Origin of the sequence: Arenimonas metalli CF5-1 (assembly GCF_000747155.1) — a bacterium.
GTDB lineage: Bacteria > Pseudomonadota > Gammaproteobacteria > Xanthomonadales > Xanthomonadaceae > Arenimonas > Arenimonas metalli.
The window spans coordinates 15,865-40,805 of record NZ_AVCK01000021.1 but is presented as its reverse complement, the minus strand read 5'-3'; the positions used below and the strand labels follow the sequence as shown (position 1 = coordinate 40,805).

At 72.8% G+C, this 24,941-nt stretch carries 24 protein-coding genes and 1 pseudogene; 18 read left to right on the top strand and 7 right to left on the bottom strand.

The window, feature by feature from the left end; genetic code table 11:
• From N787_RS08305 to N787_RS08220, 18 genes and pseudogenes are all read left to right on the top strand, one after another.
• A partial coding sequence (locus N787_RS08305; RefSeq protein ID WP_052575297.1) for a Do family serine endopeptidase occupies positions 1 to 1,388 on the top strand: 1,388 nt, incomplete at its 5' end.
• Positions 1,389 to 1,451: 63 nt separating this feature from the next.
• Positions 1,452 to 1,751 carry a hypothetical protein gene (locus tag N787_RS08300; RefSeq protein ID WP_034212562.1) on the top strand — a complete coding sequence of 100 codons (300 nt, stop codon included), beginning with the start codon at positions 1,452 to 1,454 and terminating at the stop codon, positions 1,749 to 1,751.
• Between the two features lie 7 nt (positions 1,752 to 1,758).
• Positions 1,759 to 2,211 (top strand): hypothetical protein, encoded by a 453-nt coding sequence (locus N787_RS08295; RefSeq protein ID WP_034212559.1) that lies wholly within the window; start codon positions 1,759 to 1,761, stop codon positions 2,209 to 2,211.
• Positions 2,208 to 2,615, top strand: a complete 408-nt coding sequence (locus N787_RS08290) for a hypothetical protein (protein WP_034212556.1) — start codon at positions 2,208 to 2,210, stop codon at positions 2,613 to 2,615. Before N787_RS08295 ends, N787_RS08290 begins: the two co-directional genes overlap by 4 nt.
• The gene (locus tag N787_RS08285; protein WP_169742297.1) at positions 2,599 to 3,768 is read left to right on the top strand and encodes an AI-2E family transporter; all 1,170 of its coding nucleotides are present in this window, start codon (positions 2,599 to 2,601) and stop codon (positions 3,766 to 3,768) included. Before N787_RS08290 ends, N787_RS08285 begins: the two co-directional genes overlap by 17 nt.
• Positions 3,769 to 3,811: 43 nt before the next feature.
• A complete protein-coding gene (locus N787_RS08280; protein ID WP_034212554.1) occupies positions 3,812 to 4,543 on the top strand; it encodes an HAD family hydrolase in 732 nt (243 codons plus the stop codon).
• On the top strand, positions 4,540 to 5,931 hold the full coding sequence (locus N787_RS08275; RefSeq protein ID WP_034212552.1) for a leucyl aminopeptidase family protein: 1,392 nt from the start codon (positions 4,540 to 4,542) through the stop codon (positions 5,929 to 5,931). The genes N787_RS08280 and N787_RS08275 overlap by 4 nt, the downstream gene beginning before the upstream one ends.
• Positions 5,932 to 6,022: 91 nt before the next feature.
• Entirely contained in the window at positions 6,023 to 7,225 is a 1,203-nt protein-coding gene (locus N787_RS08270; protein WP_034212550.1) for an efflux RND transporter periplasmic adaptor subunit, read from the top strand.
• Positions 7,226 to 7,234: 9 nt separating this feature from the next.
• Complete coding sequence (locus N787_RS08265; protein WP_034212549.1) at positions 7,235 to 7,927, top strand: ABC transporter ATP-binding protein; 693 nt, start codon at positions 7,235 to 7,237, stop codon at positions 7,925 to 7,927.
• A 1-nt stretch (position 7,928) separates the two neighbouring features.
• Positions 7,929 to 9,077, top strand: coding sequence for an ABC transporter permease (locus tag N787_RS08260; protein WP_034212546.1), 1,149 nt, complete (start codon positions 7,929 to 7,931; stop codon positions 9,075 to 9,077).
• Complete coding sequence (locus N787_RS08255) at positions 9,077 to 10,261, top strand: ABC transporter permease (protein ID WP_034212544.1); 1,185 nt, start codon at positions 9,077 to 9,079, stop codon at positions 10,259 to 10,261. The genes N787_RS08260 and N787_RS08255 overlap by 1 nt, the downstream gene beginning before the upstream one ends.
• A gap of 91 nt (positions 10,262 to 10,352) precedes the next feature.
• A pseudogene (gene rarD, locus N787_RS08250) lies at positions 10,353 to 11,237 on the top strand (EamA family transporter RarD); the annotation flags it as partial.
• A gap of 241 nt (positions 11,238 to 11,478) precedes the next feature.
• Positions 11,479 to 12,567 carry an alpha/beta fold hydrolase gene (locus N787_RS08245; protein ID WP_052575295.1) on the top strand — a complete coding sequence of 363 codons (1,089 nt, stop codon included), beginning with the start codon at positions 11,479 to 11,481 and terminating at the stop codon, positions 12,565 to 12,567.
• Between the two features lie 45 nt (positions 12,568 to 12,612).
• Entirely contained in the window at positions 12,613 to 13,047 is a 435-nt protein-coding gene (locus tag N787_RS08240) for an iron-sulfur cluster assembly scaffold protein (RefSeq protein WP_034212542.1), read from the top strand.
• Entirely contained in the window at positions 13,044 to 14,105 is a 1,062-nt protein-coding gene (locus N787_RS08235; RefSeq protein WP_052575294.1) for an XdhC family protein, read from the top strand. Before N787_RS08240 ends, N787_RS08235 begins: the two co-directional genes overlap by 4 nt.
• Positions 14,102 to 14,716 carry a nucleotidyltransferase family protein gene (locus N787_RS08230; RefSeq protein WP_052575293.1) on the top strand — a complete coding sequence of 205 codons (615 nt, stop codon included), beginning with the start codon at positions 14,102 to 14,104 and terminating at the stop codon, positions 14,714 to 14,716. The genes N787_RS08235 and N787_RS08230 overlap by 4 nt, the downstream gene beginning before the upstream one ends.
• Positions 14,717 to 14,750: 34 nt before the next feature.
• The gene (locus N787_RS08225) at positions 14,751 to 15,206 is read left to right on the top strand and encodes a (2Fe-2S)-binding protein (protein ID WP_034212538.1); all 456 of its coding nucleotides are present in this window, start codon (positions 14,751 to 14,753) and stop codon (positions 15,204 to 15,206) included.
• A 46-nt stretch (positions 15,207 to 15,252) separates the two neighbouring features.
• A complete protein-coding gene (locus N787_RS08220) occupies positions 15,253 to 17,403 on the top strand; it encodes a xanthine dehydrogenase family protein molybdopterin-binding subunit (protein WP_034212536.1) in 2,151 nt (716 codons plus the stop codon).
• Positions 17,404 to 17,649: 246 nt separating this feature from the next.
• Here N787_RS08220 and yedA read toward each other — a convergent pair whose 3' ends face one another.
• The 7 genes from yedA to N787_RS08185 form a co-directional block, all read right to left on the bottom strand.
• On the bottom strand, positions 17,650 to 18,537 hold the full coding sequence (gene yedA, locus N787_RS08215; protein ID WP_034212534.1) for a drug/metabolite exporter YedA: 888 nt from the start codon (positions 18,535 to 18,537) through the stop codon (positions 17,650 to 17,652).
• Entirely contained in the window at positions 18,534 to 19,394 is an 861-nt protein-coding gene (locus N787_RS08210) for a bifunctional transcriptional activator/DNA repair enzyme AdaA (RefSeq protein ID WP_052575292.1), read from the bottom strand. Before N787_RS08210 ends, yedA begins: the two co-directional genes overlap by 4 nt.
• A 55-nt stretch (positions 19,395 to 19,449) precedes the next feature.
• Complete coding sequence (locus N787_RS08205) at positions 19,450 to 21,624, bottom strand: carboxy terminal-processing peptidase (protein WP_034212528.1); 2,175 nt, start codon at positions 21,622 to 21,624, stop codon at positions 19,450 to 19,452.
• A 107-nt stretch (positions 21,625 to 21,731) separates the two neighbouring features.
• The gene (gene lipA, locus N787_RS08200; RefSeq protein ID WP_034212526.1) at positions 21,732 to 22,739 is read right to left on the bottom strand and encodes a lipoyl synthase; all 1,008 of its coding nucleotides are present in this window, start codon (positions 22,737 to 22,739) and stop codon (positions 21,732 to 21,734) included.
• Between the two features lie 12 nt (positions 22,740 to 22,751).
• Positions 22,752 to 23,459 (bottom strand): lipoyl(octanoyl) transferase LipB, encoded by a 708-nt coding sequence (gene lipB / locus N787_RS08195; RefSeq protein WP_034212524.1) that lies wholly within the window; start codon positions 23,457 to 23,459, stop codon positions 22,752 to 22,754.
• Positions 23,447 to 23,725, bottom strand: coding sequence for a DUF493 family protein (locus N787_RS08190; RefSeq protein WP_034212522.1), 279 nt, complete (start codon positions 23,723 to 23,725; stop codon positions 23,447 to 23,449). The genes lipB and N787_RS08190 overlap by 13 nt, the downstream gene beginning before the upstream one ends.
• Positions 23,726 to 23,778: 53 nt before the next feature.
• The gene (locus N787_RS08185) at positions 23,779 to 24,906 is read right to left on the bottom strand and encodes a GGDEF domain-containing protein (protein WP_034212520.1); all 1,128 of its coding nucleotides are present in this window, start codon (positions 24,904 to 24,906) and stop codon (positions 23,779 to 23,781) included.
• Positions 24,907 to 24,941: the final 35 nt, after the last annotated feature.

Below are 24,941 nucleotides of genomic sequence, written 5' to 3'. Positions count from 1 at the left end.
TGGCGGAGCCGGTAGCGCAGGCGCCGGATGCGCCGCCGAGCCGGGCCGCCGCCGCCCTCGACGGCGCCGCCGCGCTGGCCCTGCCGCGCGCCGCCCAGGCCGCGCTGCCGGCGCAGATCGCGGGCACGCCGGTGCCGTCGCTGGCGCCGATGCTCAAGGACGTGACCCCGGCCGTGGTCAACATCTACACCCGCCAGGTGGTGCGGGTGCGCAACCCGCTGGCCGAGTTCTTCGGCATGCCGGGCGGCATGCCGCAGGAGCGCATGCAGCAGTCGCTGGGTTCGGGCGTGATCGTCGACGCCGAGCGCGGCCTGGTGCTGACCAACAACCACGTGATCGAGAACGCCGACGGCGTCTCGGTGACCCTGGCCGACGGCCGCACGCTCGAGGCCGAGCTGGTGGGCGCCGACCCCGACACCGACGTCGCCGTGATCCGCATCCCGGCCGAGGACCTGACCGCGCTGAACCTGGCCGATTCGGCCCAGCTGCAGGTCGGCGATTTCGTGGTCGCGGTGGGCAATCCCTTCGGCCTGGGCCAGACCGTCACGAGCGGCATCGTCTCGGCCGTGGGCCGCAGCGGCCTGCAGGGCCTGGGCTACCAGAACTTCATCCAGACCGACGCCTCCATCAACCCGGGCAACTCCGGCGGCGCGCTGGTGAACCTGCGCGGCGAGCTGGTCGGCATCAATACCGCCAGCTTCAACCCGCGCGGCAGCGCCGCCGGCAACATCGGCCTGGGCTTCGCCATCCCCGCCAACCTGGCGCGCGAGGTGATGCGCCAGCTGATGGCCTACGGCGAAGTGCGCCGCGGCTCGCTGGGCCTGGACGGCGAGGACATCACGCCCTTCGTGGCCAGGCAGATGGACCTGGCCGAGACCCAGCGCGGCGCCCTGGTCGCCCGCGTCTACCGCGGTTCGCCGGCCGAGGTCGCCGGCGTGCGACCGGGCGACGTGATCGTGGCCGCCAACGGCCAGCGCATCGACAGCGCCCAGGCCCTGCGCAACCTCGAGGGCCTGCTGCCGGTGGACCAGCAGGTGCGCCTGGACCTGCTGCGCGGCGAGCAGCGGCTGAGCGTGCAGGCCGTGCTCAAGGCCCAGGCCAAGGAAATCGACGGCGGCGAGATCGACCCGCGCCTCGAGGGCGCGACCCTCGTGGAGCTGCCCGAGCGCTTCCGCCAGCAGGGCCTGTTCGGCGTCGTCGCCAGCAAGGTCGCGCCGGGCAGCCGCGCCGCCCGCAGCGGCCTGCGCGCCGGCGACCGCATCGGCCAGGTCAACCGCCGCAACGTGGCCGACCTGCCGGCGTTCCGCGCGGCCCTGGGCAACGAGCCGCGCGAGCTGGTGCTGAGCGTCGCCCGCGGCGGCCGCTTCGGTTACCTCGTCATGCAATGAGCCCGGCGCCGCGGTCGCGGCGACGGTGTAAGGTGAAGGCCTGATCCCTGCGGGAGCGAACCCATGAACCGTCCCAAGGTCGAACAACCGATCGAAGACACCAGCCACCTCGCCGCCGCGAAGGAAAACCTCGGCGAGGCGCGCGATGCCCTCAAGTCCGGCGTCAACGAAGCGCTCGAGGCCGGCGGTGCCGCCGCGCGCGAGGCCAAGGCCGAGCTGGACGAAAAGCTGCAGGGCCTGCTCGACCAGGGCAAGGGCATGCTGGCCCAGGCCGAGGACCTGATCCGCAGCAAGCCGCTGGCCTCGTTCGGCGTGGCCTTCGCCGCCGGCTACCTGGTCGCCGCCCTCACCCGCCGCAAGTAAGCCGGCCGTGGACGAACCCGCCCCGGCCCGCGACACCGCCGGCCCCCTGGCCGACGATGCCCGGGCGGTGCTGGAGGCCGCGCGCGCCACGGCCCGCGCGCACCTGGGCGGGCTGGATGCACTGCGCCGGCTGTTCGCCGCCGAGTTCGGCCTGGCCCGCGATGCCATGGTGGCCGCGCTGGTGTGGCTGCTGGTCGCCACCGTGCTGCTGGGCACCGCCTACCTGCTGCTGACCGCGCTGCTGGTCAGCGGGCTGCGCAGCGCCGGGGCGCCGTGGCCGCTGGCCATCGCGATCCCGCTGGTGGTGAGCGTCGGCGTCGCGCTGTTCGGGGTGCTGCGCGCGAAGGCGATGCTGCGCTACGCCGATTTCGAGGGCACGCGCCGGCAGCTGAAGCTGGGCTTCCGGGGCGAGCCCGCGGAGACGCCCGCCCCTCCGGCCGATCCGGGGGCCGCGCCGTGAGCCTGGCCGACAAGATCGCCGCGGTGCAGCGGGCCGAACAGGCCTGCATCGACCAGCGTGCGGCGGCCACCGGGTCGCTCGATCGCTTGAAGTCCGAGCTGCGCCGCGGCGCCACGCCGGTGCGGATCGTGGTCTCGGGCTTCGCGCTCGGCGTCGCCAGCGGCTTCAGCGCGCCGACGGTGGGCGCGGCGGCCGGCGTCGGCTCACGCCTGGCCAGCGGCCCGATCTTCTCGATGCTGTTGGACACCGTGCTGCCGGGCCTGCTGGCCGGCATCACCGCCGCCGCCACCGCCTCCGCGGCCGGCGACAACGAGGACGACGCCGATGCCGAAGCGACCGAAGACGAAGCCGCCGGCGAAGGCGCCGGCGGCCCCGCCGGGGGACGCCGTGCCGTCGACGCCTGAGGCCGGCACCCACGGCGCCAGCGCCGAGGCCCTGGCCAACGCGGCGGTGCACGAGCCGGCGCCCGCGGCGGCGCCGGAAAGCCCGCGCCCGCCGCCGCCCTCCGGCCATGCCGCGCGCCTGGCCGCGCTGCAGGTCAACGCGCGCCTGCTGTGGGTGCTGGTGCTGGCCCTGCTGCTCTACACCTGCTACTTCGCGGCCAGCCTGATCCTGCCGGTGGTGCTGGCGGCCTTCTTCGCGATGCTGCTCAGCCCGCTCGTCAAGCGCGCGCCGCTGCGCTTCCTGCCGCGCGGCGCGGCGGCGGTGCTGCTGGTGGCCGCGCTGCTGGGCAGCCTGGGCGCGGTCGCCGTGTTCGTGGCCCGGCCCGCGGGCGACTGGGCCAGCAAGGTGCCGTTCGCGCTGCGCGAGGCGGCGCCGCGGCTGCAGCAGATGGTGCAGCCGCTGCACGCGGCGCGCCGGGCCAGCGCCACGCTGGATGAGTTCACCGAAGGCGAGGCCACGCCGGGCGAGCGCATCGTGGTGCGGCCGCCCAGCGTCGACCTGGTCGCGGCGACGCCGCGGGTGCTGGGCTACGCGCTGGCGGTGATCCTGCTCACCTTCACCTTCCTGGTCTACGGCGACGACCTGCTGCGCAAGCTGCTGGAGATGCGCCGCACGCGCGCGCAGAAGCGGATCACGGCCGGCATCGTCCAGGAGATCCAGAGCGAACTCTCGCGCTACATGCTCACCATCAGCTTCACCGCGGTGGTGCTGGGCGGCGCGACCTCGCTGTGGCTGGCCTGGCTGGGCGTCGAGGATCCGCTGCTGTGGGGCGTGCTGGCCGCGGCCTTCAACCTCGCGCCCTTCGTCGGGCCGGCGGTGGTGGCGCTGCTGCTGGGCCTGGTCGGCCTGACCGAGTTCGACACCGTGTCGGCGGCGCTGCTGCCGGCCGCGGGCTACCTGGTGCTCAACGGCCTGGAAAGCCAGCTGCTCACCCCGATGGCGCTGGGCAAGACCATGAAGATCAACCCGCTGGCGATCATCCTGTGGCTGATGCTCTGGGGCTGGCTGTGGGGCGTGCCGGGCCTGCTGGTGGCCGTGCCGATGCTGGTCTGCCTGAAGATCGTGGCCAGCCGGGTGGACGGCTGGAACCACTGGTCGCGGCTGCTGGAATAGCGCTTCACCCGCCCGTGGCCGTCACCCGCGCTAAACTTCCGAGGTGAACCTGCGCCCGCTCGCCCTCAGCCTGGATCTCGACGACACCCTCTGGCCGATCTGGCCGGCGATCGAGCGCGCGGAGATGGCCCTGGACGCCTTCCTGCGCGAGCACGCGCCGCGCACCGCCGCCAACTTCCCGATCCACCGCATGCGCAAGCTGCGCGAGCAGGTCGCGGCCCGGCACCCCGAGTACGCCCACGACTTCTCGCAGCAGCGCAAGCTGTCGCTGCTGCATGCGCTGGAGACCTCGGGCGACCCGGGCCACCACCTCGAGCCGGCCTACGAGGCCTTCATCGCCAGCCGCAACCGGGTCGATTTCTACCCGGACGTGCCCGAGGCGCTGGCGCGGCTGTCGTCGCGGCTGCCGATCGCGGCGCTGACCAACGGCAACGCCGACCTGGCGCGGATCGGCATCGACCACCACTTCCAGGTCTTCGTCAGCGCCCGCGAGCACGGCCACGCCAAGCCCGACGCGCCGATCTTCCACGCCACCTGCGAGCGCCTGGGCCGGGCCCCGGCCGAGGTGCTGCACATCGGCGACGACCCGCTGCTGGACGTCGCCGGCGCGCGCCGCGCCGGCCTGCGCAGCTGCTGGATCAACCGCGAGAAGCAGCGCTGGCCCGCCAACCTGCCGCGGCCCGACCTTGAATTCGCTACGCTGGCGGGCCTGGCCGACTGGCTGGACCACCACGTCTTCGCCCCCGAACACCTCGCCACCCCGGAAACCCGATGAGCCTGCCGTCCTGCTTCGCCCGCCCCGATGCCGCCGCCCGCACCACGCCGCTGCGGCTGGTCGAATGCGCCGGGTTCGCCGCCTGGCGCGAAACGCAGCCGGCGCCGGTGCAGTCCTGGCTGGATGCGCACGGCGCGGGCGCGGGTTCGGTCGCGCCGCTGGCCATCCCCGGCGACGACGGCCGCCCGGCCTACGTGCTGGTGGTGCTGGCCGACGCCGCCGACCCGCTGGCGCTGGCGCACCTGCCCAGCCTGCTGCCGCCCGGCCGCTACCAGCTGTGCACGCAGTCGCCCGCCGCGCTGGCGCCGGGCCAGGCCCTGCTGGGCTGGGGCCTGGGGGCCTACCGCTTCAGCCGCTACCTCAAGCCCGCGCGCGAGCCCGCGCAGCTGGTGCTCGAGGGCGAGGTGGACGCCGAGGCGCTGGCCCTGCTCGAAGCCAGCACCCTGGTCCGCGACCTGATCAACACCCCGACCGAGCACATGGGCCCGGCCGAAATCGAAGCCGCCGCCGCGGACCTGGCCAAGGCGCACGGCGCCCGCCTCGACGTCATCGCCGGCGACGACCTGCTGGCGAAGAACTTCCCCGCCATCCACGCCGTCGGCCGCGCCAGCCACCGCGCGCCGCGCCTGGTCGAGCTCAACTGGGGCGACGACGCCCACCCGCGCCTGGCCATCGTCGGCAAGGGCGTGTGCTTCGACACCGGCGGCCTGGACATCAAGCCCGCCGACGGCATGCGCAACATGAAGAAGGACATGGGCGGCGCCGCGCACGCGCTCGGCCTGGCCCGGCTGGTGATGGCGCTCAAGCTCCCGGTGCGCCTGCAGCTGCTGGTGCCCGCGGTCGAGAACGCGATCGGCCCGAACGCCTTCCGCCCCGGCGAAGTGCTGGCCACGCGCCTGGGCCTGAGCGTCGAAGTGGACAACACCGACGCCGAAGGCCGGCTGGTGCTGTGCGATGCGCTGGCCTACGCGGCCGAGTCGAAGCCGGCGCTGCTGATGGACTTCGCCACGCTGACCGGCGCCGCGCGCATCGCGCTGGGCCCGGACCTGCCGGCGCTGTTCGCCAACGACGACGCCCTGGCCAACGACTACCTCGCCGCCGGCCAGCGCACCCGCGACCCGCTGTGGCGCATGCCGCTGTGGCGGCCCTACCTGAGCTACCTGAAGTCGGGCATCGCCGACCTGGCCAACTCCGGCGCCTCGCGCATGGCCGGCTGCATCACCGCGGCCGTGTACCTGGAGCGCTTCGTGCCCGAGGGCCAGGCCTGGACCCACGTGGACGTCTACTCCTGGAACGACGGCGAGCGCCCAGGCAAGCCCGCCGGCGGCGAGGCCCAGGGGCTGCGGGCCGCCTGGAGCCTGCTGAAGCAGCGCTTCCCGAAGAAGTGACAAACGGCAGGATGACCCTGCCCGCCTGACGGCTCACAATCCCGACACCGGGGCCGACGCAGACTGCGCCGGCCCGATCACGGAGTCGCCCATGGATTCGCCGCAGGACCTGCTCAAGCAACTGCACATCGACCGCAAGCCCGCGAAGAAGCGCCGGCCCTTCTGGCAGTGGGCGCTGGGCGGCGTGATCGTGCTGGTCGTGCTTTCGATGGCGCTCTCGGGCCTGCGCCCGGTCACCGTGGAAACCGCGGTCGCGCGCAAGGCCGCCGAGCTCGGCACGGCCTCGGTGCTCGACGCCTCCGGCTACGTCACCGCCCGCCGCATCGCCACGGTGTCCTCGAAGATCACCGGCAAGGTGCGCGAGGTCCTGATCGAGGAAGGCCAGGTCGTGGCCGAGGGCGAGGTGCTGGCCTACCTCGACGACGCCGATGCCGCCGCCCAGCGCGAACTGGCCTCGGCCCAGCTCGCCTCCGCGCAGTCCCAGCTCGCCGAGGCCCGGGCCCAGCTCACCCTGGCCGACCAGACCCTGGTGCGCCAGCGCGAACTCGCGGCCCGCCAGCTGGTGGCGGCGTCCGCGCTGGATGCGGCGATCGCCGACCGCGACGCCCGCGCGGCGCGCCTGGCCAGCCTGCAGCGCGCCGTCGAGGTGTCGCGCGACCAGCTCGCCATCGCCGGCCTGGGCGTGGACAACACCGTGATCCGCGCGCCCTTCGCCGGCGTGATCGTGGCCAAGGCCGCGCAGCCGGGCGAGATGATCTCGCCGATCAGCGCCGGCGGCGGCTCGATCCGCACCGGCATCGGCACCCTGGTCGACATGGAGTCGCTGGAGGTGCAGGTGGACGTCAACGAGGCCAACATCGGCCGCGTCACGCCCGGGATGCCGGTCGAGGCCGTGCTCAACGCCTACCCGGACTGGAAGATCCCGGCCGAGGTCATCGCCATCGTGCCCACGGCCGACCGCACCAAGGCCACGGTGAAAGTGCGCATCGCTTTCAAGGACAAGGACCCGCGGATCGTGCCGGACATGGGCGTGCGCGTGAGCTTCCTCGACCAGGCGCGCGCCGATGCGCCGCCGATGGCCGGCGCCTTCGTGCCCGAGCGCGCGGTGGTCGGCGGCGACGACGGCCGCGCCGTGTTCGTGGTCGAGGACGGCAAGGTGCGCCGCGTCGCCGTGACCCTGGGCGAGAAGCGCGACGCCGACCAGCAGGTGCTCACCGGCTTGTCCGGCGGTGAAACCGTGGTGCTCTCGCCCCCGGACGACCTGGGCGACGGCGACCGCGTGGCGACGAAGTAAGGCGCCGCGATGGCCACGCCCCTGGTCGAGATCCGCGGCCTCACCAAGGCCTATGCGCGCGGCAAGCAGCGCGTGGAAGTGCTGCACGGCATCGACCTCGACATCCCCGAGGGCGATTTCGTCGCGCTGATGGGGCCGTCCGGCTCCGGCAAGACCACCCTGCTCAACCTGATCGGCGGCCTGGATTCGCCCAGCGGCGGCCTGCTGCGGGTCGGCGGCCAGCGCATCGACGACTTCGGCAGCGACGAGCTCGCCGCATGGCGCGCCAGCACGGTCGGCTTCATCTTCCAGAGCTACAACCTGATGCCGGTGCTGACCGCGCAGAAGAACGTCGAGCTGCCGCTGCTGCTGGCCGACATGGGCGCCGCCGAGCGCAGCCGCCGCGCCAGCATCGCGCTGAAGCTGGTCGGGCTGGACGACCGCGCGAAGCACAAGCCCAACGAACTCTCCGGCGGCCAGCAGCAGCGCGTGGCGATCGCGCGCGCGCTGGTCTCCGATCCGCGCCTGCTGATCTGCGACGAGCCCACCGGTGACCTCGACCGCAAGACCGCCGACGAGGTGCTGCGCCTGCTGCAGCAGCTCAACCAGGAGTTCGGCAAGACCATCGTGATGGTCACCCACGACCCCAAGGCCGCCGAGTACGCCCGCCGCACCGTGCACCTGGACAAGGGCACGCTGGTGGACGAGGCGCCGGCGCACTGACATGAAATACCTGGGCCTGGTCTGGGCGGGGCTGTTCCGCAAGAAGCTGCGGACCACGCTGACGCTGTTCTCGCTGGTCTCGGCCTTCCTGCTGCTGGGGCTGCTGCAGGCGGTGAATTCGCTGTTCGCCGGCGGCGCCGATTTCCTCGGCGCCAACCGCCTGATCACCCAGGCCCGCACCAGCTTCACCCAGCCGCTGCCGATGCGGATGATGCCGCAGATCGAGGCGGTGCCCGGCGTCAGCCGCGTCTCGCACTCGCAGTTCTTCGGCGGCCAGTACCAGGACCCGCGCAACTTCTTCCCGCAGTTCGCGGTGAACCCGCAGCGGCTGCGCGACACCTACCCCGAGTGGGTGATGCCGGAAGACCAGTGGCGGCAGTTCGTGTCCACCCGCAACGGCGCGATCGCGGGCCGCAACCTCGCCGACAAGTTCGGCTGGAAGGTCGGCGACACCATCCCGCTGAACTCCTTCATCTGGACCAAGACCGACGGCACCCGCGCCTGGGAGTGGGAGCTGGTGGGCATCTTCGACGGCCGCGACGAGGAGTGGCAGAAGCGCGCCGGGCTGATGTATCTCAACTACGGCCAGTTCGACGAGGCGCGCGCGGGCGGCAAGGGCCTGGCCGGCGTGTTCGTGGTGGTGGTGGACGACCCGCAGGCGGCCGAGAAGGTGTCGGCGCTGATCGACGAGAAGTTCGATAACTCCGCCGACGAAACCAAGACCCAGAGCGAGCAGGAGTTCCAGCTCGGCTTCATCCGCCAGCTCGGCGACATCGGCCTGATCGTCAACCTGATCACCAGCGCGGTGTTCTTCTCGATCCTGTTCCTGACCGGCGTGAGCATGTCGCAGGGCGTGCGCGAGCGGGTGCCGGAGCTGGCCGTGCTCAAGGTGCTGGGCTTCACCGACCGCGCGGTGATGGCGCTGGTGCTGGCCGAGGCCTTCGTGCTGTGCTTCCTGGGCGCGCTGGCGGGCATGCTGCTGGCCAACGTGGTCACCGGCGTGCTGCCGCCCGAGTTCCCGGTGGAGACCGATGCCCGCGTGTGGGCGATCGCCGGCATCAGCGTGGTGGTGCTGTCGCTGTTGGTGGGGGTGCCGCCGGCGCTGCACGCGCTGCGCATCCGCATCGTCGATGCCCTGGCGGGCCGCTGATGAGCGCCCTGACCCAGGTCCGCGAGATCGTGCTGATGAACCTGCGCAGCGTGCCGCAGCGGCTGGGCGCGTCGCTGGTGATCGTGATCGGCATCGCCGGCGTGGTCGGCGTGATGGTGGCCCTGCTGTCGATGTCCTCGGGGCTGGAGAAGACGCTCGCGGGCACCGGCCGCAACGACCGCGTGGTGGTGACGCGCGGTGGCTCCAACGGCGAGCTGGCGAGTTTCCTCGACCGCGCCTCGGGCACGCTGGTGAAGCAGGACCCGGCCATCGCGCGCGGCCCCGACGGCCTGCCGCAGGCCTCGGGCGAGCTGATCATCGTCACCGAGGTGCCGCGCAAGGGGCAGAAGACCGGCGCCAACGTCACCCTGCGCGGCGTCGAGCCGGCCGGCTTCGCGATCCGGCCCGAATTGCGCATCGTCGAAGGCCGCATGTTCCGGCCCGGCATCCGCGAGCTGATCGTCGGCCAGGCCGCCAGCCAGCAGTTCGAAGGCCTGGCGGTCGGCACCGAGCTGCGCTTCCGCGGCTCGACCTGGACCGTGGTCGGCCACTTCAGCACCGGCGGCGACGCGCACGAGTCCGAGCTCTGGGCCGACGCCGAGACCGCGCAGTCGGCCTTCAACCGCAGCGGCTACTCCTCGCTGCTGCTGCAGCTGGCCAATACCGACAGCTTCGACGCGCTCGAGAAGCGCCTGACCAGCGACCCGCAGCTCAACGTCGAGGCGCGGCGCGAGCGCGAGTTCTTCTCGGGCCAGTCCGGCAACCTCACCGCCACCATCGGCGTGCTGGCCGGGCTGGTCGCGCTGATCATGGCCATCGGCGCCACCTTCGGTGCGCTCAACACCATGTACTCGGCGGTGTCGGCGCGCACGGCCGAGATCGGCACGCTGCGCGCACTGGGCTTCGGCGTGGCGCCGGTGATCGCCTCGGTGATGGCCGAGGCGCTGGCGCTCGCGATCGCGGGCGGGGTGCTCGGCGCGGGCCTGGCCTACGTGGCCTTCAACGGCTACTCGGTGAGCACGCTGGGCAGCGGCTTCACCCAGGTCGCCTTCAAGTTCGCGGTGACGCCGGGGCTGGTGATGACCGGCCTGGGACTGGCCCTGTTCATCGGCTTCATCGGCGGCCTGGCGCCCGCCATCCGCGCCGCTCGCATGCCGGTGACCGCGGCGCTGCGCGGGCAGTAGCGCGCCCCGGCCGGTCGGCCCGGGGCATCACATCGTTGCAGGCACGAGGCCACCGGGGAGCGGATAATCGCCGCCTCGCCCGGAGCCCGCCGTGACCCCAGCACCCGCCATCGACCGCAAGGGCCTCTCGGCCGCCATTGCCTCCTACGTGCTCTGGGGCGTGTTCCCGCTGTACTGGTACCTGCTCAGGCACGTGCCGGCGCTCGAGATCATCGCCCACCGCATCGTCTGGTGCGCGCTGTTCGTGGTCGGCTACCTCGTGATCCGCGAAGGCTGGGGCTGGCTGCGCGCGTCGCTGTCGCGGCCGAAGGTGGGCTGGATGCTGCTCGGCAGCAGCCTGCTGATCAGCTTCAACTGGGGCGTGTACATCTGGGCGGTGACCAACGGCCGCGTGGTCGAGGCCAGCCTGGGCTACTTCATCAACCCGCTGGTGAACGTGCTGATCGGCGTGCTGGTGCTGGGCGAGCGGCTCAACCGCGCGCAGTGGACCGCGGTGGCGATCGCGACGGTGGGCGTGCTGTGGCTGGCCCTGCTGCACGGCGACCCGCCGTGGATCGCACTGGCGCTGGCCTTCAGCTTCGCGTTCTACGGTTTGATCCGGAAGCTCGCGAACGTGGACGCGGTGCCGGGCCTGGCGATCGAGAGCCTGATCCTGCTGCTGCCGGCGCTGGCCTGGCTGGGCTGGGCCGGCGTGCAGGGCGTCGGCGCGTTCGGCGACGGCAACTTCGGCAGCGACGTGCTGCTGGTGATCGGCGGCGCGCTGACGGCGCTGCCGCTGATCGGCTTCGCCTACGGCGCGCGCCGCATCCCCTACTCGCTGGTCGGCATCCTGCAGTACATCGCGCCGACCCTGCAGCTTCTCAGCGGCGTGTGGCTGCTGGGCGAAGGCTTCAGCGGGACGCAGGCGGTCGGCTTCGCCTGCATCTGGGTGGCGCTGGGCGTCTACGCCGCCGACGGCTGGCGCCGCTCGCGCCGGCAGCCGCTGCAGGCCGCCCGCGAGCACGCGGCCGAACAGGTGCCGACCTGCGACGGTGCGATGCCGCCGGCCGACGACGCGGTCACGCTGTCCGAAGGCGCGCCCGCGCGGCGATAGGCGGCCGGCCAAGCACCCGGCCACGCTGGCCAAGGGCGCGGCCGCGCGGCGCCAGCTCGCCCCGGCGGCACGCCGCCCGGTGGGAAGGCGCGGCCTTCACGCGCCGCCCCACAGGCTGCCCGGCATGCCTGGTGTCCTGAAACCCCTGTTCGCGCTGGTCGCGACCGTTGCGCTGGCGGCCGGCGGCGACGCGCAGGCGCGCGACCTGCACGAGCGCATCGCCCGGCCCGAGCGCGGCGACACGCCCTACGGCGGCGCGAAGTACCTGCAGTTCCTGCGCGAGGTCGGCAGCCCGCTGGAATCGCTGGCGCGGCCGGGCGAACCGACCCTGGCGTTCGCGGTGATCGAGCCGCGCGACTTCGGGCTTGAGTACCGCTACCAGCGCGCCCCGGACGAACTCGGCATGCGCTTCGACTTCCGGGCCGGCGCGCCGCGTCGACCGCCGCCGGTGCGCGGCACCGTGGTGATGCTGCACGGCCTGACGATGGACGCCAGCACGCAGGGCCTGTGGGCCATCGCGCTGGCCGAAGAGGGCTACCGCACGGTGCTGCTGGACCTGCGCAACCACGGCTTCTCCGGCGACGGCCCGGCCGGCTTCGGCACCCGCGAGGCCGGCGACGTGCAGGCGCTGCTGGCGCGCCTTCGCGCGGAGCGGCGGCTGGCCGAACCGGTGGTGCTGTTCGGCACTTCGTACGGCGCGGTGACCGCGCTGCATGCCGCGGCGGGCCACCGTGCCGGCATCGCCGGCGTGGTGGCGATGGAGCCGTTCGCGAACGCGGGCGACTCGGTGCGCCAGTTCGTGCAGCGCCTCAAGACCGGCGAAGGCGGCGGCGCCGCGCGCGTGCTGGGCTGGTGGCTGCGCCGGACGCTGCCGGCGCACGAACTGGACGCCGCCATCGCCCGCGCCGGCGAAACGCTGGGCCTGGATCTCGACGCGCTCGACACCGCGACCCCGCTGGCCGCCACCCCGGCCTGCGTGCTGCACCTGCACGGCGGGAAGGACACCTTGGTGCCCGTGGAATCCGCCCGCCGCCTGGCGCGCGCCGGCAACGGCCGCCTGCACTACGCCGAGCTGCCCGACGAGAACCACTATTCCCTGCCCGCCCGCATCGACTGGCTGCGCGCGCCGCTGCGCGACTGGCTGGCCCGCCTGCCGCCGCCCGGCACCGGCGATTGCCCGCCACTGGCGCTGCCGCCCGACCCGCTGGCCTGAGGCCTGCCTTGCCGCCTTCGGGCACGCATGCGCTAATCGCAGGCCATGGCCGAACCGACTTCCTTCGCCGACCTGTATCGCGACCGCGTGCTCGACCACGGCCGCGCGCCGCGCCACGCGGGTCCGCTGGCCGACGCCAGCCACCGCGCTTCCGCGCACAACGCGCTGTGCGGTGACCGCGTCGGCGTCGAATTGCGGCTCGACGGCGAAGGCCGCATCGCCGCGCTCGGCCACCAGAGCGAAGGCTGCCTGCTCTGCCTGGCCTCGGCCTCGCTGATGGCCTGCGACGTGCCAGGCCGCGACGCCGCCGGCGTAGCCGCGCGCCTGCAGGCCCTGCGCGCGGCGATCGCGAACGGCGACGCCGATGGCCTCGGCGAGCTCGGCGCGCTGGCCGGCGTGGCCGCGCACCCCGCGCGCCACCGCTGCGTGCTGCTGCCCTGGGAATGCCTGCAGCAAGCGCTCTCGGACGGTGCGACATGAGCGCGGTCGGCGGACTGCGTGGCGTGCTGGAAGCCGCCCGCGCCCTGCGCGCCGCGGGCCAGCGTTTTGCCCTCGCGCTGGTGACCGACACCGAGGGCTCGACCTACCGCAAGGCCGGCGCGCTGGCCGTGGTCGCCGACGACGGCGCGCGCACCGGCACGATTTCCGGCGGCTGCCTCGAGCCAGCGCTGGTGCTGCTGTGCCAGCAGGTCATCGCCGACGGCCGCGCCGGCCACACCGTATTCGACACCCGCGGCGACGACGACCTGCTGTTCGGCTCCGGCTCGGGCTGCCGCGGGCGGATGCGCGTCGTGGCGTGGCCGCTGCCGGGCGCGGGCGATGGGCTGCTCGACGCGCTGCTCGCGGCGGACGCGGACGGACGGGCGCTGGCGCTGACCGTTTCGTTCGATGCCGGGACGCCGGCGTGGCGGCTCGCGGACCACGAAGAGGGAACCGCAGGCAGACCGGGCCTCGCGAATCGCGAGGGTAGATCCGTCGGCATCTCGGGGCGCGGGGACAGCGAAGGTGACACCGGCAACCTTCGGGCCACCGATCCCCTGGCCACGGCGGCGTCCGACGACATCGCGCTGCGGATCGCGCCGGTTCCGCGGGTGCGGCTGCTGGGCGCCGGGCCGGAAGCGGCGCCGCTGCTTGCGCTCGGCCAGGCCCTGGGCTGGCACCTGCGCATCACCGACCATCGCGAAGGGCTGCTGGCCGATGCGCGCATCCCCGCCGACGTGCCGAGGCAGGCGCTTCGTCCCGCCGCGGCGCTCGCCGCCGCCCGCCCCGATGACGCGGTGCTGGTGATGACCCACCTCGCCAGCGCCGACCTCGAGGCGCTGCGCGCGCTGGCGCCGCTGCCCGTGCCCTACGTCGGCCTGCTCGGCCCGCCCGGGCGGCGCGACGAACTGCTGGCGATGCTGACCGACGCCGAGCGCGCCGCGCTGCAGCCGCGCCTGCGCGCGCCGGTCGGCCTGTTCCTCGGCGGCGACGGCCCGGAAGCGATCGCCCTCGCGATCGCGGCCGACCTGCAGCGCCACTTCCACGCCAAGCCGTGACCACGCCGCGCCACGCGCTGCTGCTGCTCGCCGCCGGCGGTTCGCGGCGGCTGGGCCAGCCCAAGCAGCTGCTGCGCCTGGACGGCGAAACCCTGGTGCGCCGCGCCGCGCGCCTTGGCCTGGCCACCACGCCAGCCGAGGCTCTCGTCGTCTGCGGCGCGAACGCGGACGCGGTGTGGGCCGAACTCGCCGACCTCCCGCTGCGCAAGGCCGTGTGCACCGCCTGGGAGCACGGCCTCGGCGCATCTCTCGCCGTCGGACTTGGCGCGCTGTCGCCCGATGTCGACGGCGCACTGGTCGTGCTCTGCGACCAGCCGGCCCTCGACGCCGACCACCTGCTCGCCCTGCGCGACGCCTGGCGCCGCGACCCCGCGCGCGCCGCCGCCAGCGCCTACGCGGGCGTGCTCGGCGTGCCGGCCCTGCTGCCGCGCGCCTGGTTCGCCCACCTCGCCGAAGGCCGCCAGGACCACGGCGCGCGCGACCTGCTCCGGGCCAACGCCAGCCAGGTCCACGCCGTCGCCGCCCCGCCGCTGGCCGACGACATCGACACGCCGGAGCAGGCCCGCGCCGTCACCGGGGATTCACTTGGAGCCAACCCGGCACAGGAGTAGGCTCATCGCCAGCCCAGCCGTCGCGAGGTCCGCCATGAAACTCACCGTCAACGGCGTCGAACACGACGTCGACGCCGCACCCGATACGCCGCTGCTCTGGGTCCTGCGCGACCTGATCGGCCTCACCGGCACCAAGTACGGCTGCGGCATGGCCCAGTGCGGCGCCTGCACCGTGCACCTCGACGGCCAGCCGATGCGTTCCTGCGTGCTGCCGGTCTCGGCGGTCGCGGGCCGGCCCGTCACGACGATCGAAGGCCTGTCCACCGACGGCAGCCACCCCGTGCAGCGCGCCTGGGCCGAGCTCGACGTGGTGCAGTGCGGCTACTGCCAGTCCGGCCAGATCATGGCGGCCGCGGCGCTGCTCAAGGTGGTGAACAACCCCAGCGACGCCGAGATCGACGAGGCCATGACCGGCATCGTCTGCCGCTGCGGCACCTACCCGCGCGTGCGCGCCGCCATCCATCGCGCCGCCGAGCTGGGCGACGCCTGATCCGCCGGCGCCGCCCGCCGGGCGCGCCCGTTCAACGGAGAGTCCCGTGAACAACGACCACATCCCGTCCCGCCGCAATTTCCTCAAGGCCAGCGCCCTCGTCGGCGGTGGCCTCGTCGTCGCCTTCGTGGTGCCCGGCGGCCGCAAGCTCGCCTTCGCCCAGGCACCGGCCGGCGCGACCCTGGTGCCCAACGCCTTCCTGCGCATCGGCGCCGACGACCGCGTCACCGTGCTGCTGGCGCATTCGGAAATGGGCCAGGGCATCTGGACCACGCTGCCGATGCTGATCAACGAAGAGCTCGACGCCGACTGGTCGAAGATTTCGGTGGAACACGCGCCGGCCGCACCCGCCTACGCGCACACCGGCTTCGGCGCGCAGATGACCGGCGGCTCCACCACCACCTGGTCCGAGTTCGACCGCTACCGCCAGGCCGGCGCCACCGCGCGCACGCTGCTGGTGCAGGCCGCGGCCGCGCGCTTCGGCGTCGCGGTGGCCGACTGCCGCACCCAGAACGGCCGCGTCATCGCCGGCAACCAGAGCGCCAGCTACGGCGAACTGGCCGAGGCCGCCAGCGCGCTGCCGCCGCCGGGCGAAGTGACGCTGAAGGCGCCGTCCGACTGGAAGCGCATCGGCAAGGACACGCGCCGCCTCGACACGCCGGAGAAAATCACCGGCCGGGCCGTGTTCGGCATGGACGTGCAGTTCGAAGGCCTCAAGACCGCGGTGGTCGCGCGCGCGCCGGTGTTCGGCGGCAGCGTGAAGTCCTTCGACGCCACCGCCGCCCTGGCCGTGGCCGGCGTGCGCAAGGTGGTGCAGGTGCCGTCCGGCGTCGCCGTGGTGGCCGACCATTTCTGGGCCGCGAAGCAGGGCCGCGATGCGCTGCAGGTCGAGTGGGACCTGGGCCCGAACGCGGCGCTCGACAGCGATGCGCTGCGCAAGCAGTTCAGTGAGCTGGCCGCCACCCCGGGCGCGGTCGCGGCCCAGGCGGGCGATGCCGCGAAGGCGCTGGCCGCCGCTGGCAAGGTGGTCGAGGCCGAGTACTTCGTGCCCTACCTCGCCCACGCCGCGATGGAACCGCTCAACTGCACGGTGCGCATCACCGCCGACGGCTGCGAGCTCTGGACCGGCACCCAGTTCCAGACCGGCGACCAGGGCGCCGCGGCCGCCATCCTCGGCCTGAAGCCCGAGCAGGTGAAGATCAACACCACCTTCCTCGGCGGTGGTTTCGGCCGGCGCGCGGTGCCGACCAGCGACTTCGTGTCCGAGGCGGTGCACGTCGCCAAGGCCGCGGGCATGCCGGTGAAGACCGTCTGGACCCGCGAGGACGACACCCGCGGCGGCTACTACCGCCCGATGTTCCTGGAGCGCGCGAAGGTGGCGCTGGGCGCCGACGGGCTGCCGGCGGCCTGGCACCACGTGCTGGTGGGCCAGTCGATCATGGCCGGCACGCCGTTCGAGGCCTTCATCAAGGACGGCGTCGACGGCTCCTCGGTCGAAGGCGTGTCCGACTCGCCCTACGTCAAGGCCGCGCCCGACCACCTCGTCGACCTGCACTCGCCGCGCACCGGCATCCCGGTGCTGTGGTGGCGCTCGGTCGGCCACAGCCAGAACGCCTTCGTGATGGAGAGCCTGGTGGACGAGCTGGCGGCCGCCGCCGGCCAGGATCCGCTGGAATACCGTCGTCGCCTGCTCAAGGACCATCCGCGCCACCTCGGCGTGCTCAACCTCGCGGCGGAGAAGGCCGGCTGGGGTTCGAAGCTGCCGGAGGGCCGCGCCCGCGGCATCGCCGTGCACGAATCCTTCGGCAGCTACGTGGCCCAGGTGGCGGAAGTCTCGGTCGAGCGCGGCGCGGTGCGCGTGCACCGCGTGGTCTGCGCGGTGGACTGCGGCGTGGCGGTGAATCCGCTGATGATCGCGGCGCAGATGGAATCCGGCATCGTCTACGGCCTGACCGCCGCGCTCTACGGCCGCATCCGCCTGAAGGACGGGCGCGTGCAGGAGTCCAACTTCCACGACTACCGCCCGCTGCGGATGGACGCGATGCCGGTGGTCGAAACCCACCTCGTCGCCAGCACCGAACGCCCGGGCGGCGTCGGCGAACCCGGCACCCCGCCGATCGCCCCGGCCGTCGCCAACGCCCTCTTCGCCCTCACCGGCCAGCGCCTCCGCGAACTTCCGCTTCGGTTGGGGAGCTGAGTGTTTGAACGCGGATCAGAGCGGAAACGTCGGATAAGAGCGGATCAAGAAATAAAAGTTTTGGACGCGGATTTACGCGGATGAACGCGGATAGAGCGAAATCGGATTGGCTCTACGCGAACCCAATCCATCCGCTTTTGCCCTATCCGCGTTCATCCGCGTAAATCCGCGTCTGAAATTGAGTTTGCTCTATCCGTTCTTATCCGACGTTTCCTCTCTGATCCGCGTTCGGACACGCCCTCTCCCTTAAGTGCCACGCGCCTTCGCACGCGTGATGATCACGACGCCGGCGAGGATGACGGCCATGGCGCCGATGGCGTCCGCGCCGACGCGTTCGCCCAGCAGCAGGGCGCCCAGCAGCACCGCGATCGGCGGGTTCACGTAGGCGTAGCTGGTGGCCAGCGCCGGACGCACGTGGTGCAGCAGCCAGACGTAGGCGCTGAAGCCAATGATCGAGCCGAAGGCCGCGAGGTAGCCGACCGCCAGCGTGGCCTTCATCGGCGGCACCTCGGTGATGCGTTCGCCCATCAGCAGGCCGAGCACGCCCATCGCCGCGCCGCCGCAGAGCATCTGCGCCGCCGTGCTCATGAACGGCGCCGGCAGGTCGCGGCCGCGGCTCCACACCGAACCAAACGCCCAGGCGATCGGCGCCAACAGCAGCGCCACCATGCCGACCAGGCTGGCCTGCATCTCGCCATCGAAGTTGAGCCACACCACGCCGCCGAAACCGATCACCAGGCCCAGCCACTCGCCGCGGCTCGGGTTCTGCCCGCGCAGCACGCCGAACAGCCCGGCCCACAGCGGCATCGACGCCACCGCGACCGCGGCCAGGCCCGAGGACACCGTCTGCTCGGCCACGTTCACCAGGCCGTTGCCCAGCAGCATCATGAACAGGCCCATGATCGCGGCGTTCTTCCACTGCGCGCGTGTCGGCGGCGCGTGCCCGCGCCAGCGCAGGAAGGCGTAGAACACCGCGCTGGCCGCGAGGAAGCGCAGGCTGCCCATCAGGAACGGCGGATAGCCCTCCAGCCCGACGCGGATCGCGAGGTAGGTCGAGCCCCAGACCAGGTAGACGGAAGTGAGCGCGATCGCGACCGCGAGGGCGGTCGGGGGCGCGGCGGCGTCCTGCTTCATGCGTGCTGCTTTCCCGGGCTGCGGCGGTGGGATTCGGCCTCGAGCAGGGCCTGCTTGCGGGGCAATCCCCAGCGGTAGCCGCCGAGGCTGCCGTCGCCCCGGATGACGCGATGGCAGGGCACCAGCACGGCGACGCGATTGGACGCGCAGGCGCGGGCGACGGCGCGCGCGGCGGTGGGCGCCTCGAGGCTCGCGGCCAGTTCGGCGTAACTGCGCGTCTCGCCCGCCGGGATCTTCATCAGCGCCTGCCAGACGCGCTGCTGGAAGGCGGTGCCGATCAGCTCCACCGGCACGCTGCCGCGACGCTGCGCGAGCGCATCGGCGACGGCCTGCAGGCGCGGCGCCAGGAACTCGTCGCGGCCGCTGTCGACGCGCTGCAGGGTCGCGCGCGGGAACTCCGCGCGCAGGTCGCGTTCGAGGGCGCCGGCGTCATCGCCCAGCGCCACGGCGCAGATGCCGCGCGCGGTGGCGGCGACCAGCGCCTGCCCCAGCGCGGTATCCACCAGCGACCAGCGGATCTCGAGGCCCTCGCCACCGCGGCGATACACCTGTGGCGGCATGCCGAGGCGGGCGGCGCCGTCCTCGTACACGCGGCTGGGCGAACCGTAGCCGGCGTCGTAGAGCGCATGCGTCACCGCCTGGCCCTGGCGCAGGCCGCGCTTGAGCGTGGCCAGGCGGCGCTGGGCCAGGTACTCGGCGGGGCTGAGCCCGAACTGTTCGCGGAACCGGCGCTGCAGGTGGCCGGGGCTGAGCCCGACGGCGGCGCCGAGCGCGTCCAAGCCGAGCTCCTGCGAATCCAGGAGCTGGCGGGCGCGTTCGAGGCGGGCGTCGGCGTGGGGAATGGCGCGGGTTTCCATGCGCTCAGGCTAGCCGGCGCCCGGGGGGCCGGCTATCCGGATCTTGCGGAAGACATCACTCCGCCCAGACCGTGGCCTGGCGGGTCACCGGCAGCACCTGGGCGGTCAGGCCGCGGTCGGCCGACAGCAGGTCGAGCGCATCGGCCAGGATCGCGGCCGATTCCCGCAGCAGCGGGTCCGGGCGGTTCTTGGCCAGCTCTTCCTCGGCCGCCTGCTGGGCGACGCTGCGCTCGCTGGCGGTGAGGCCATCGTCGGCGCGCGCGAGTTCGTCCTGGTCCAGGCCCAGGGCCTTGCGCTCGGCGGCGCGCGCCTGGCGCTCGGCCTCGAGGCGATCGCGCTCGGCGCGGCGCTCGGCCTCGTTGAGCGAGATCGACTTGCGCTCGCGGTCGGCGCGGAACTTGGCCACGTCCTCCGACCACCAGGTGAACTCGGGATCGGTGGCGATGCGGGCCTGGTGCTGCGCCTTGAGCTGCGGCACCAGACGGGCGAAGTTGCCGACGTTGGCATGCGGCGCCTGCGCGATGCGGGTGGCCGGCAGCGCGTTGTCGTAGCTCGACTCGCCGTATTCGCTGGCGTCGAGCGTGACCGGGAACTGCAGGTCGGGCACCACGCCGGCGTGCTGGGTGGTGCCGCCGTCGACGCGGAAGAACTGCGCCACGGTCAGCTTCACCTGGCCGAACTTGGCGTCGTCCTTGCGCGGGAAGCGATCGAAGTCCATCAGGCTCTGCACGGTGCCCTTGCCGAAGGTCTGCTCGCCGATGACGAGGCCGCGGCCGTAGTCCTGGATCGCGGCCGCGAAGATCTCGGACGCCGAGGCCGAGCTGCGGTTCACCAGCACGGCCAGCGGGCCGTCCCAGGCCACGCCGCCCTGGTCGTCGGCCGACACGCTGACGCGGCCGCCGGTCTCGCGCACCTGCACCACCGGGCCGGTGTCGATGAACAGGCCGGTGAGCTCCACCGCCTCCACCAGCGAACCGCCGCCGTTGTCGCGCAGGTCGATCACCACGCCGTCCACGTCTTCGGTGCGCAGCTCGCGCAGCAGCCGGGCGACGTCGGCGGTGGCCGAGCGCGCGTCGGGATCGCCGCGGCGCTTGGCTTCGAAATCAAGGTAGAAGGTGGGCAGCTCGACCACGCCGATGCGGCGCTCGCCGACCTCGATCACGCGCTTCTGCGCGGCCTGCTCCTCGAGCTTGACCTTGTCGCGGACGATGGTGACCAGCTGCGGCTTGGCGTCCAGGCCGGCCTCGGCCGGCAGCACGTCCAGGCGCACCTGGGTGCCCTTCTTGCCGCGGATCAGCGCCACCACGTCGTCGATGCGCCAGCCCACCACGTCCTGCATCGGGCCGCTGGCGCCCTGGCCAACCGCCATCACGCGGTCGCCGACCTTGAGCACGCCGCCGTTGCCGGCCGGGCCGCCCGGCACGATGGTGCGGATGACCACGAACTCTTCCTGGCGCTGCAGCACCGCGCCGATGCCCTCGAGCGAGAGCCGCATCTGCATGTTGAAGTTCTCGGCGCTGCGCGGCGACATGTAGCTGGTGTGCGGGTCGATCGAGCTGGCGTAGGCGTTCATGAACTGCTCGAACACGTCGTCGCTGCGCAGCTCGTGCACGCGCTCGCCCAGGCCCGCGTAGCGCTTGTCGAGGGTCTTGCGGATGTCTTCCTGGCTGCGGCCGGCCAGGCGCAGGCGCAGCACGTCGTTCTTGACGTACTTGCGCCAGGCGTCGTCGAGCTCGGCCGGACCGGCGGCCCAGGCCACGTCCTCGCGATCGTATTCCCAGGTCTCGGCCTTGGAGAAATCGAAAGGCTGCGCCAGCAGGTTGCGGGCATAGGCCACGCGCTCGTCCACGCGCTTCACGTAGGTGGAGAAGATGTCGTAGGCCGCGGCGAGCTGCTGGCTGCGGATGGCGTCGTCGTGGCGGTCGCGATAGGCGTCGAAGCGGGTGATGTCGGCCTGGGTGAAGAACAGCTTCTGGCCGTCGAGCGACTCGAGGTAGCGGCGGTGGATCTCGCGCGACATCGCGTCGTCCAGCGGCTTGGACCGGTACACGTAGCGGCTGTCGGACAGCAGGCCATAGACCAGGCGCGCGGCGGCGGCCTGCTCGGCGGTGGGCTGGAAGCTGGCGGCCGCGGGGGCGTTCGCCGGCGCGGCGCCGGGCGTCGTGGCCGCGGCCATGGCCAGGGCCAGCGGCAGGGCGGCGGAGAGGGCGATCAGCTTGTGCTTGAGCATGGCGTGGGTCCGGTGCGTAGGGGGTCAGCATGCGCCCCACCCTGGGGTGGAGCCTGTGCCGATAGTGCTATCGACGGGCGTTGGCCCGATGGTACCCCCGCCTGTGTTCAGGCGGTCCCGTCGACGAACCCGGCTTCAGCCGCCATTCGGTCGGCGTGGTAGGACGAGCGCACCATCGGACCCGAGGCCACGTGCGTGAAGCCCATTGCCAGGCCTTCGACCTCCAGCGCCTTGAATTGTTCCGGCTCCCAGTAACGAAGCACCGGGTGGTGGTGCGGCGTGGGCTGCAGGTACTGGCCGATCGTGACCATGTCGACGTCATGGGCGCGTAAATCGCGCAGCGCGCCGAGCACCTGCTCGTAGTCTTCACCCAGGCCCAACATGATGCCGGACTTGGTGGGCACGTCCGGGTGCTGGGCCTTGAAGCGCTTGAGCAGCTGCAGCGACCAGTCGTAGTCGGCGCCCGGGCGCACGTTCGCGTAGAGCTCGCGCACGGTCTCGAGGTTGTGGTTGAAGACGTCCGGCGGGTTCGTGGCCAGGATCTCCAGCGCGCGCTCCATGCGGCCCTTGCCGCGGAAATCGGGCGTGAGGATCTCGATCTTGAGGTCCGGCGACAGCGCGCGCGCCTCGCGGATGCAGTCGACGAAGTGCTGGGCGCCGCCGTCGCGCAGGTCGTCGCGGTCGACCGAGGTGATCACGACGTAGCGCAGGCCCATGTCGGCGACGGTGCGCGCGAGGTTGGCCGGCTCGCTGGCATCGGGCGGCTTGGGCCGGCCGTGGGCGACGTCGCAGAAGCTGCAGCGGCGGGTGCAGACCTCGCCCAAGATCATAAAGGTGGCGGTGCCGTGGCTGAAGCACTCGTGGATGTTCGGGCAGCTGGCCTCTTCGCAGACGGTGACCAGGCGGTTCTCGCGCAGCTTGGACTTGAGCTTCGCGACCGCGTTGCCGGCCGGGATGCGCACCCGGATCCAGCTGGGCTTGCGCAGGACCGGCGCGTTCTCGTCGAACTTCACCGGGCTGCGGGCGATCTTGTCGCCGCCGAGTTGCTTCGCGCCCTCGACCAGGGGCGAACCCAGCACCTGCAGCGGGATGGTCTTGGCGGCGGGGTCGGACATGGCGTGGGCGGCTCAGGCGGAGGGGGAAAGGTCGGGAAGTTCCGGGCGGGGCCGGGGCACCAGGCCCAGGGTCCGGGACAGGGCCTGGACCAGGTCGGGGGCCAGCGCGGCGGGGTCGCCGGGGCCGCCCAAGTCTAGCACCGAGGTCACTTCCAACCCCTGGTAACCGCAGGGATTGATGCGCCGGAACGGCTCCAGGTCCATGGCCACGTTGAAGGCCAGCCCGTGGAAGCTGCAGCCGCGCCGCACCCGCAGGCCCAGCGCCATCACCTTGGCGCCGTCCACGTAGATGCCGGGCGCGCCGTCCTTGCGGGCGGCGGCGATGCCGTGGCCGGCCAGCACGTCGATCACCGCCTGCTCGATGCGGCAGACCAGCTCGCGCACGCCCAGGCCCAGGCGGCGCAGGTCCACCAGCGGGTAGGCCACCAGCTGGCCGGGGCCGTGGTAGGTGACCTGGCCGCCGCGGTCGACCTGCAGCACCGGGATGTCGCCCGGGGCCAGCACGTGCTCGGGCTTGCCGGCCTGGCCGAGCGTGAACACCGGATCGTGCTCGACCAGCCAGAGCTCGTCGGGCGTGTCGGGGCCGCGGGCGTCGGTGAAGCGCTGCATGGCGCGCCAGACCGGTTCGTAGGGCTGGCGGCCGAGCGTGCGGATGCTCCACTCGCGCACGACGGCGGGCGCGGCGCCCGCCACGGGGCAGGCCGCGGTCACAGCGTCCACTTCACCGCCGGGTGCTCGCGCAGCGCGCCGTGGGCGGCGTCGTAGTCCTCGCGCGAATGGGCTTCGAAGACCAGGGTCACCGAGACGTAATTGCCCTTCGCCGACGGCTTCACGCGCAGGCGGTCGCGGTAGATGGTCAGGCCCAGGGCTTCGAGGACCATCGGCACCACCAGGTGCAGGTCGGCCTCGGCCGCGCCCATGGCGCTGATCTCGAAGACCCCCGGGAACTGGAAGCCATGCTCGGGGTTGTCGGACTGGATGCTCATGGCGCCCATTATGGGGGCGCGCGGGGCCCGTCCCAAGCCTCGGGCGCGGTGCCTCAGGCGGTGCCGAGGTCGATCCGCACGCGGTTCCGGCCGTCGGTCTTGGCCTGGTACATGGCGCGGTCGGCGGCGCGGTAGAGGTCGGTGCCTTCGGCGCTGCTGCCCGGGGCCAGGCTGGCGACGCCGATGCTCACCGTGATCGACAGCGGACCCTCGCGAAGCTGCAGCGGATGCAGCTCGAGGCTGGCGCGCATGCGCTCGGCCGCTTCGGCGGCGGCGCGCACGTCCAGGCCCGGCAGCAGCACGCCGAACTCCTCGCCGCCCAGCCGCGCCAGGTGCACGCCCGGCGCGGTGAACACCTCGCGCATGCGATCGGCGAAGCGGGCCAGGCAGACGTCGCCGGCGTCGTGGCCGAACTCGTCGTTCACGTACTTGAAGTGGTCCAGGTCCATCACCAGCATCGCCAGCGGCTGCTGGTGCATGCGGCAGCCGGCCAGCAGGTGGTCCATGGCGCCGCTGAAATAGCGGCGGTTTGCCAGGCCCGTGAGCGGATCGACGCGGCTGAGCGTCTCGAACTCGTCGCGCTGGCTGCGCACGCGGTCGTACAGGTCGAGCTGGCCCTGGTACTCGCGATAGCTGCGCACCATCACCAGGCCCAGGTACACGGTGTACACGCCGAGGGTGACGACGACCGAGAGGCTTTCGCCGGTGTAGGGCATCAGGATCGGCGCCGGCGCGTAGATCAGCCCGATGCCCAGCGCGGCCCGCCCGAGCCGCAGGCTGTAGTTGTGCGCGAACGCGGTGGCGAAGGCGATGGTGCACAGCAGGGCGGCGGTGCGCCCCGGGGCCATGTGCGGATCGAGCAAAGTCCACGACAGCACGCCGCCCCAGAGCGCCGCGGTGGCCAGCACCACCCACCAGCGGGTGTCGAGCCAGGCCTGCAGCTTGTCCGCCGGCGCATCCTCGGCCGGCGGCCGGGGCCAGAAGCGCAGGACCGCCAGCAGCAGGAAGGCCAGGCCCACCAGCGCGCCGGCGACGGCGTGGCTCTGCGCGACGTCGCTGGGCGCCGCGACCACGACCCAGCCCAGGAGGTAGAACAGCCCGCCGGTGACCAGCCGCTGGCGCGTGTCGGCGACTTCGCGGGCAAGGCGAGGCGCGTGGACTGGCGATGTGTCCTCACTCATCCGGCGCGCCCCCTGCACTGCCCGGCCCGTCGTGC

Bases quoted from the DNA above. Each gene is read 5' to 3' on its own strand.
- N787_RS08300 (WP_034212562.1), top strand. From the start codon at position 1,452: ATGAACCGTCCCAAGGTCGAACAACCGATCGAAGACACCAGCCACCTC.
- N787_RS08190 (WP_034212522.1), bottom strand. From the start codon at position 23,725: ATGAGCATCCAGTCCGACAACCCCGAGCATGGCTTCCAGTTCCCGGGG.
- N787_RS08260 (WP_034212546.1), top strand. From the start codon at position 7,929: ATGAAATACCTGGGCCTGGTCTGGGCGGGGCTGTTCCGCAAGAAGCTG.
- N787_RS08210 (WP_052575292.1), bottom strand. From the start codon at position 19,394: ATGGAAACCCGCGCCATTCCCCACGCCGACGCCCGCCTCGAACGCGCC.
- lipA (WP_034212526.1), bottom strand. From the start codon at position 22,739: ATGTCCGACCCCGCCGCCAAGACCATCCCGCTGCAGGTGCTGGGTTCG.
- N787_RS08270 (WP_034212550.1), top strand. From the start codon at position 6,023: ATGGATTCGCCGCAGGACCTGCTCAAGCAACTGCACATCGACCGCAAG.
- N787_RS08275 (WP_034212552.1), top strand. From the start codon at position 4,540: ATGAGCCTGCCGTCCTGCTTCGCCCGCCCCGATGCCGCCGCCCGCACC.
- N787_RS08235 (WP_052575294.1), top strand. From the start codon at position 13,044: ATGAGCGCGGTCGGCGGACTGCGTGGCGTGCTGGAAGCCGCCCGCGCC.
- N787_RS08225 (WP_034212538.1), top strand. From the start codon at position 14,751: ATGAAACTCACCGTCAACGGCGTCGAACACGACGTCGACGCCGCACCC.
- N787_RS08255 (WP_034212544.1), top strand. From the start codon at position 9,077: ATGAGCGCCCTGACCCAGGTCCGCGAGATCGTGCTGATGAACCTGCGC.
- N787_RS08185 (WP_034212520.1), bottom strand. From the start codon at position 24,906: ATGAGTGAGGACACATCGCCAGTCCACGCGCCTCGCCTTGCCCGCGAA.
- N787_RS08245 (WP_052575295.1), top strand. From the start codon at position 11,479: ATGCCTGGTGTCCTGAAACCCCTGTTCGCGCTGGTCGCGACCGTTGCG.
- N787_RS08205 (WP_034212528.1), bottom strand. From the start codon at position 21,624: ATGCTCAAGCACAAGCTGATCGCCCTCTCCGCCGCCCTGCCGCTGGCC.
- N787_RS08265 (WP_034212549.1), top strand. From the start codon at position 7,235: ATGGCCACGCCCCTGGTCGAGATCCGCGGCCTCACCAAGGCCTATGCG.
- N787_RS08240 (WP_034212542.1), top strand. From the start codon at position 12,613: ATGGCCGAACCGACTTCCTTCGCCGACCTGTATCGCGACCGCGTGCTC.
- yedA (WP_034212534.1), bottom strand. From the start codon at position 18,537: ATGAAGCAGGACGCCGCCGCGCCCCCGACCGCCCTCGCGGTCGCGATC.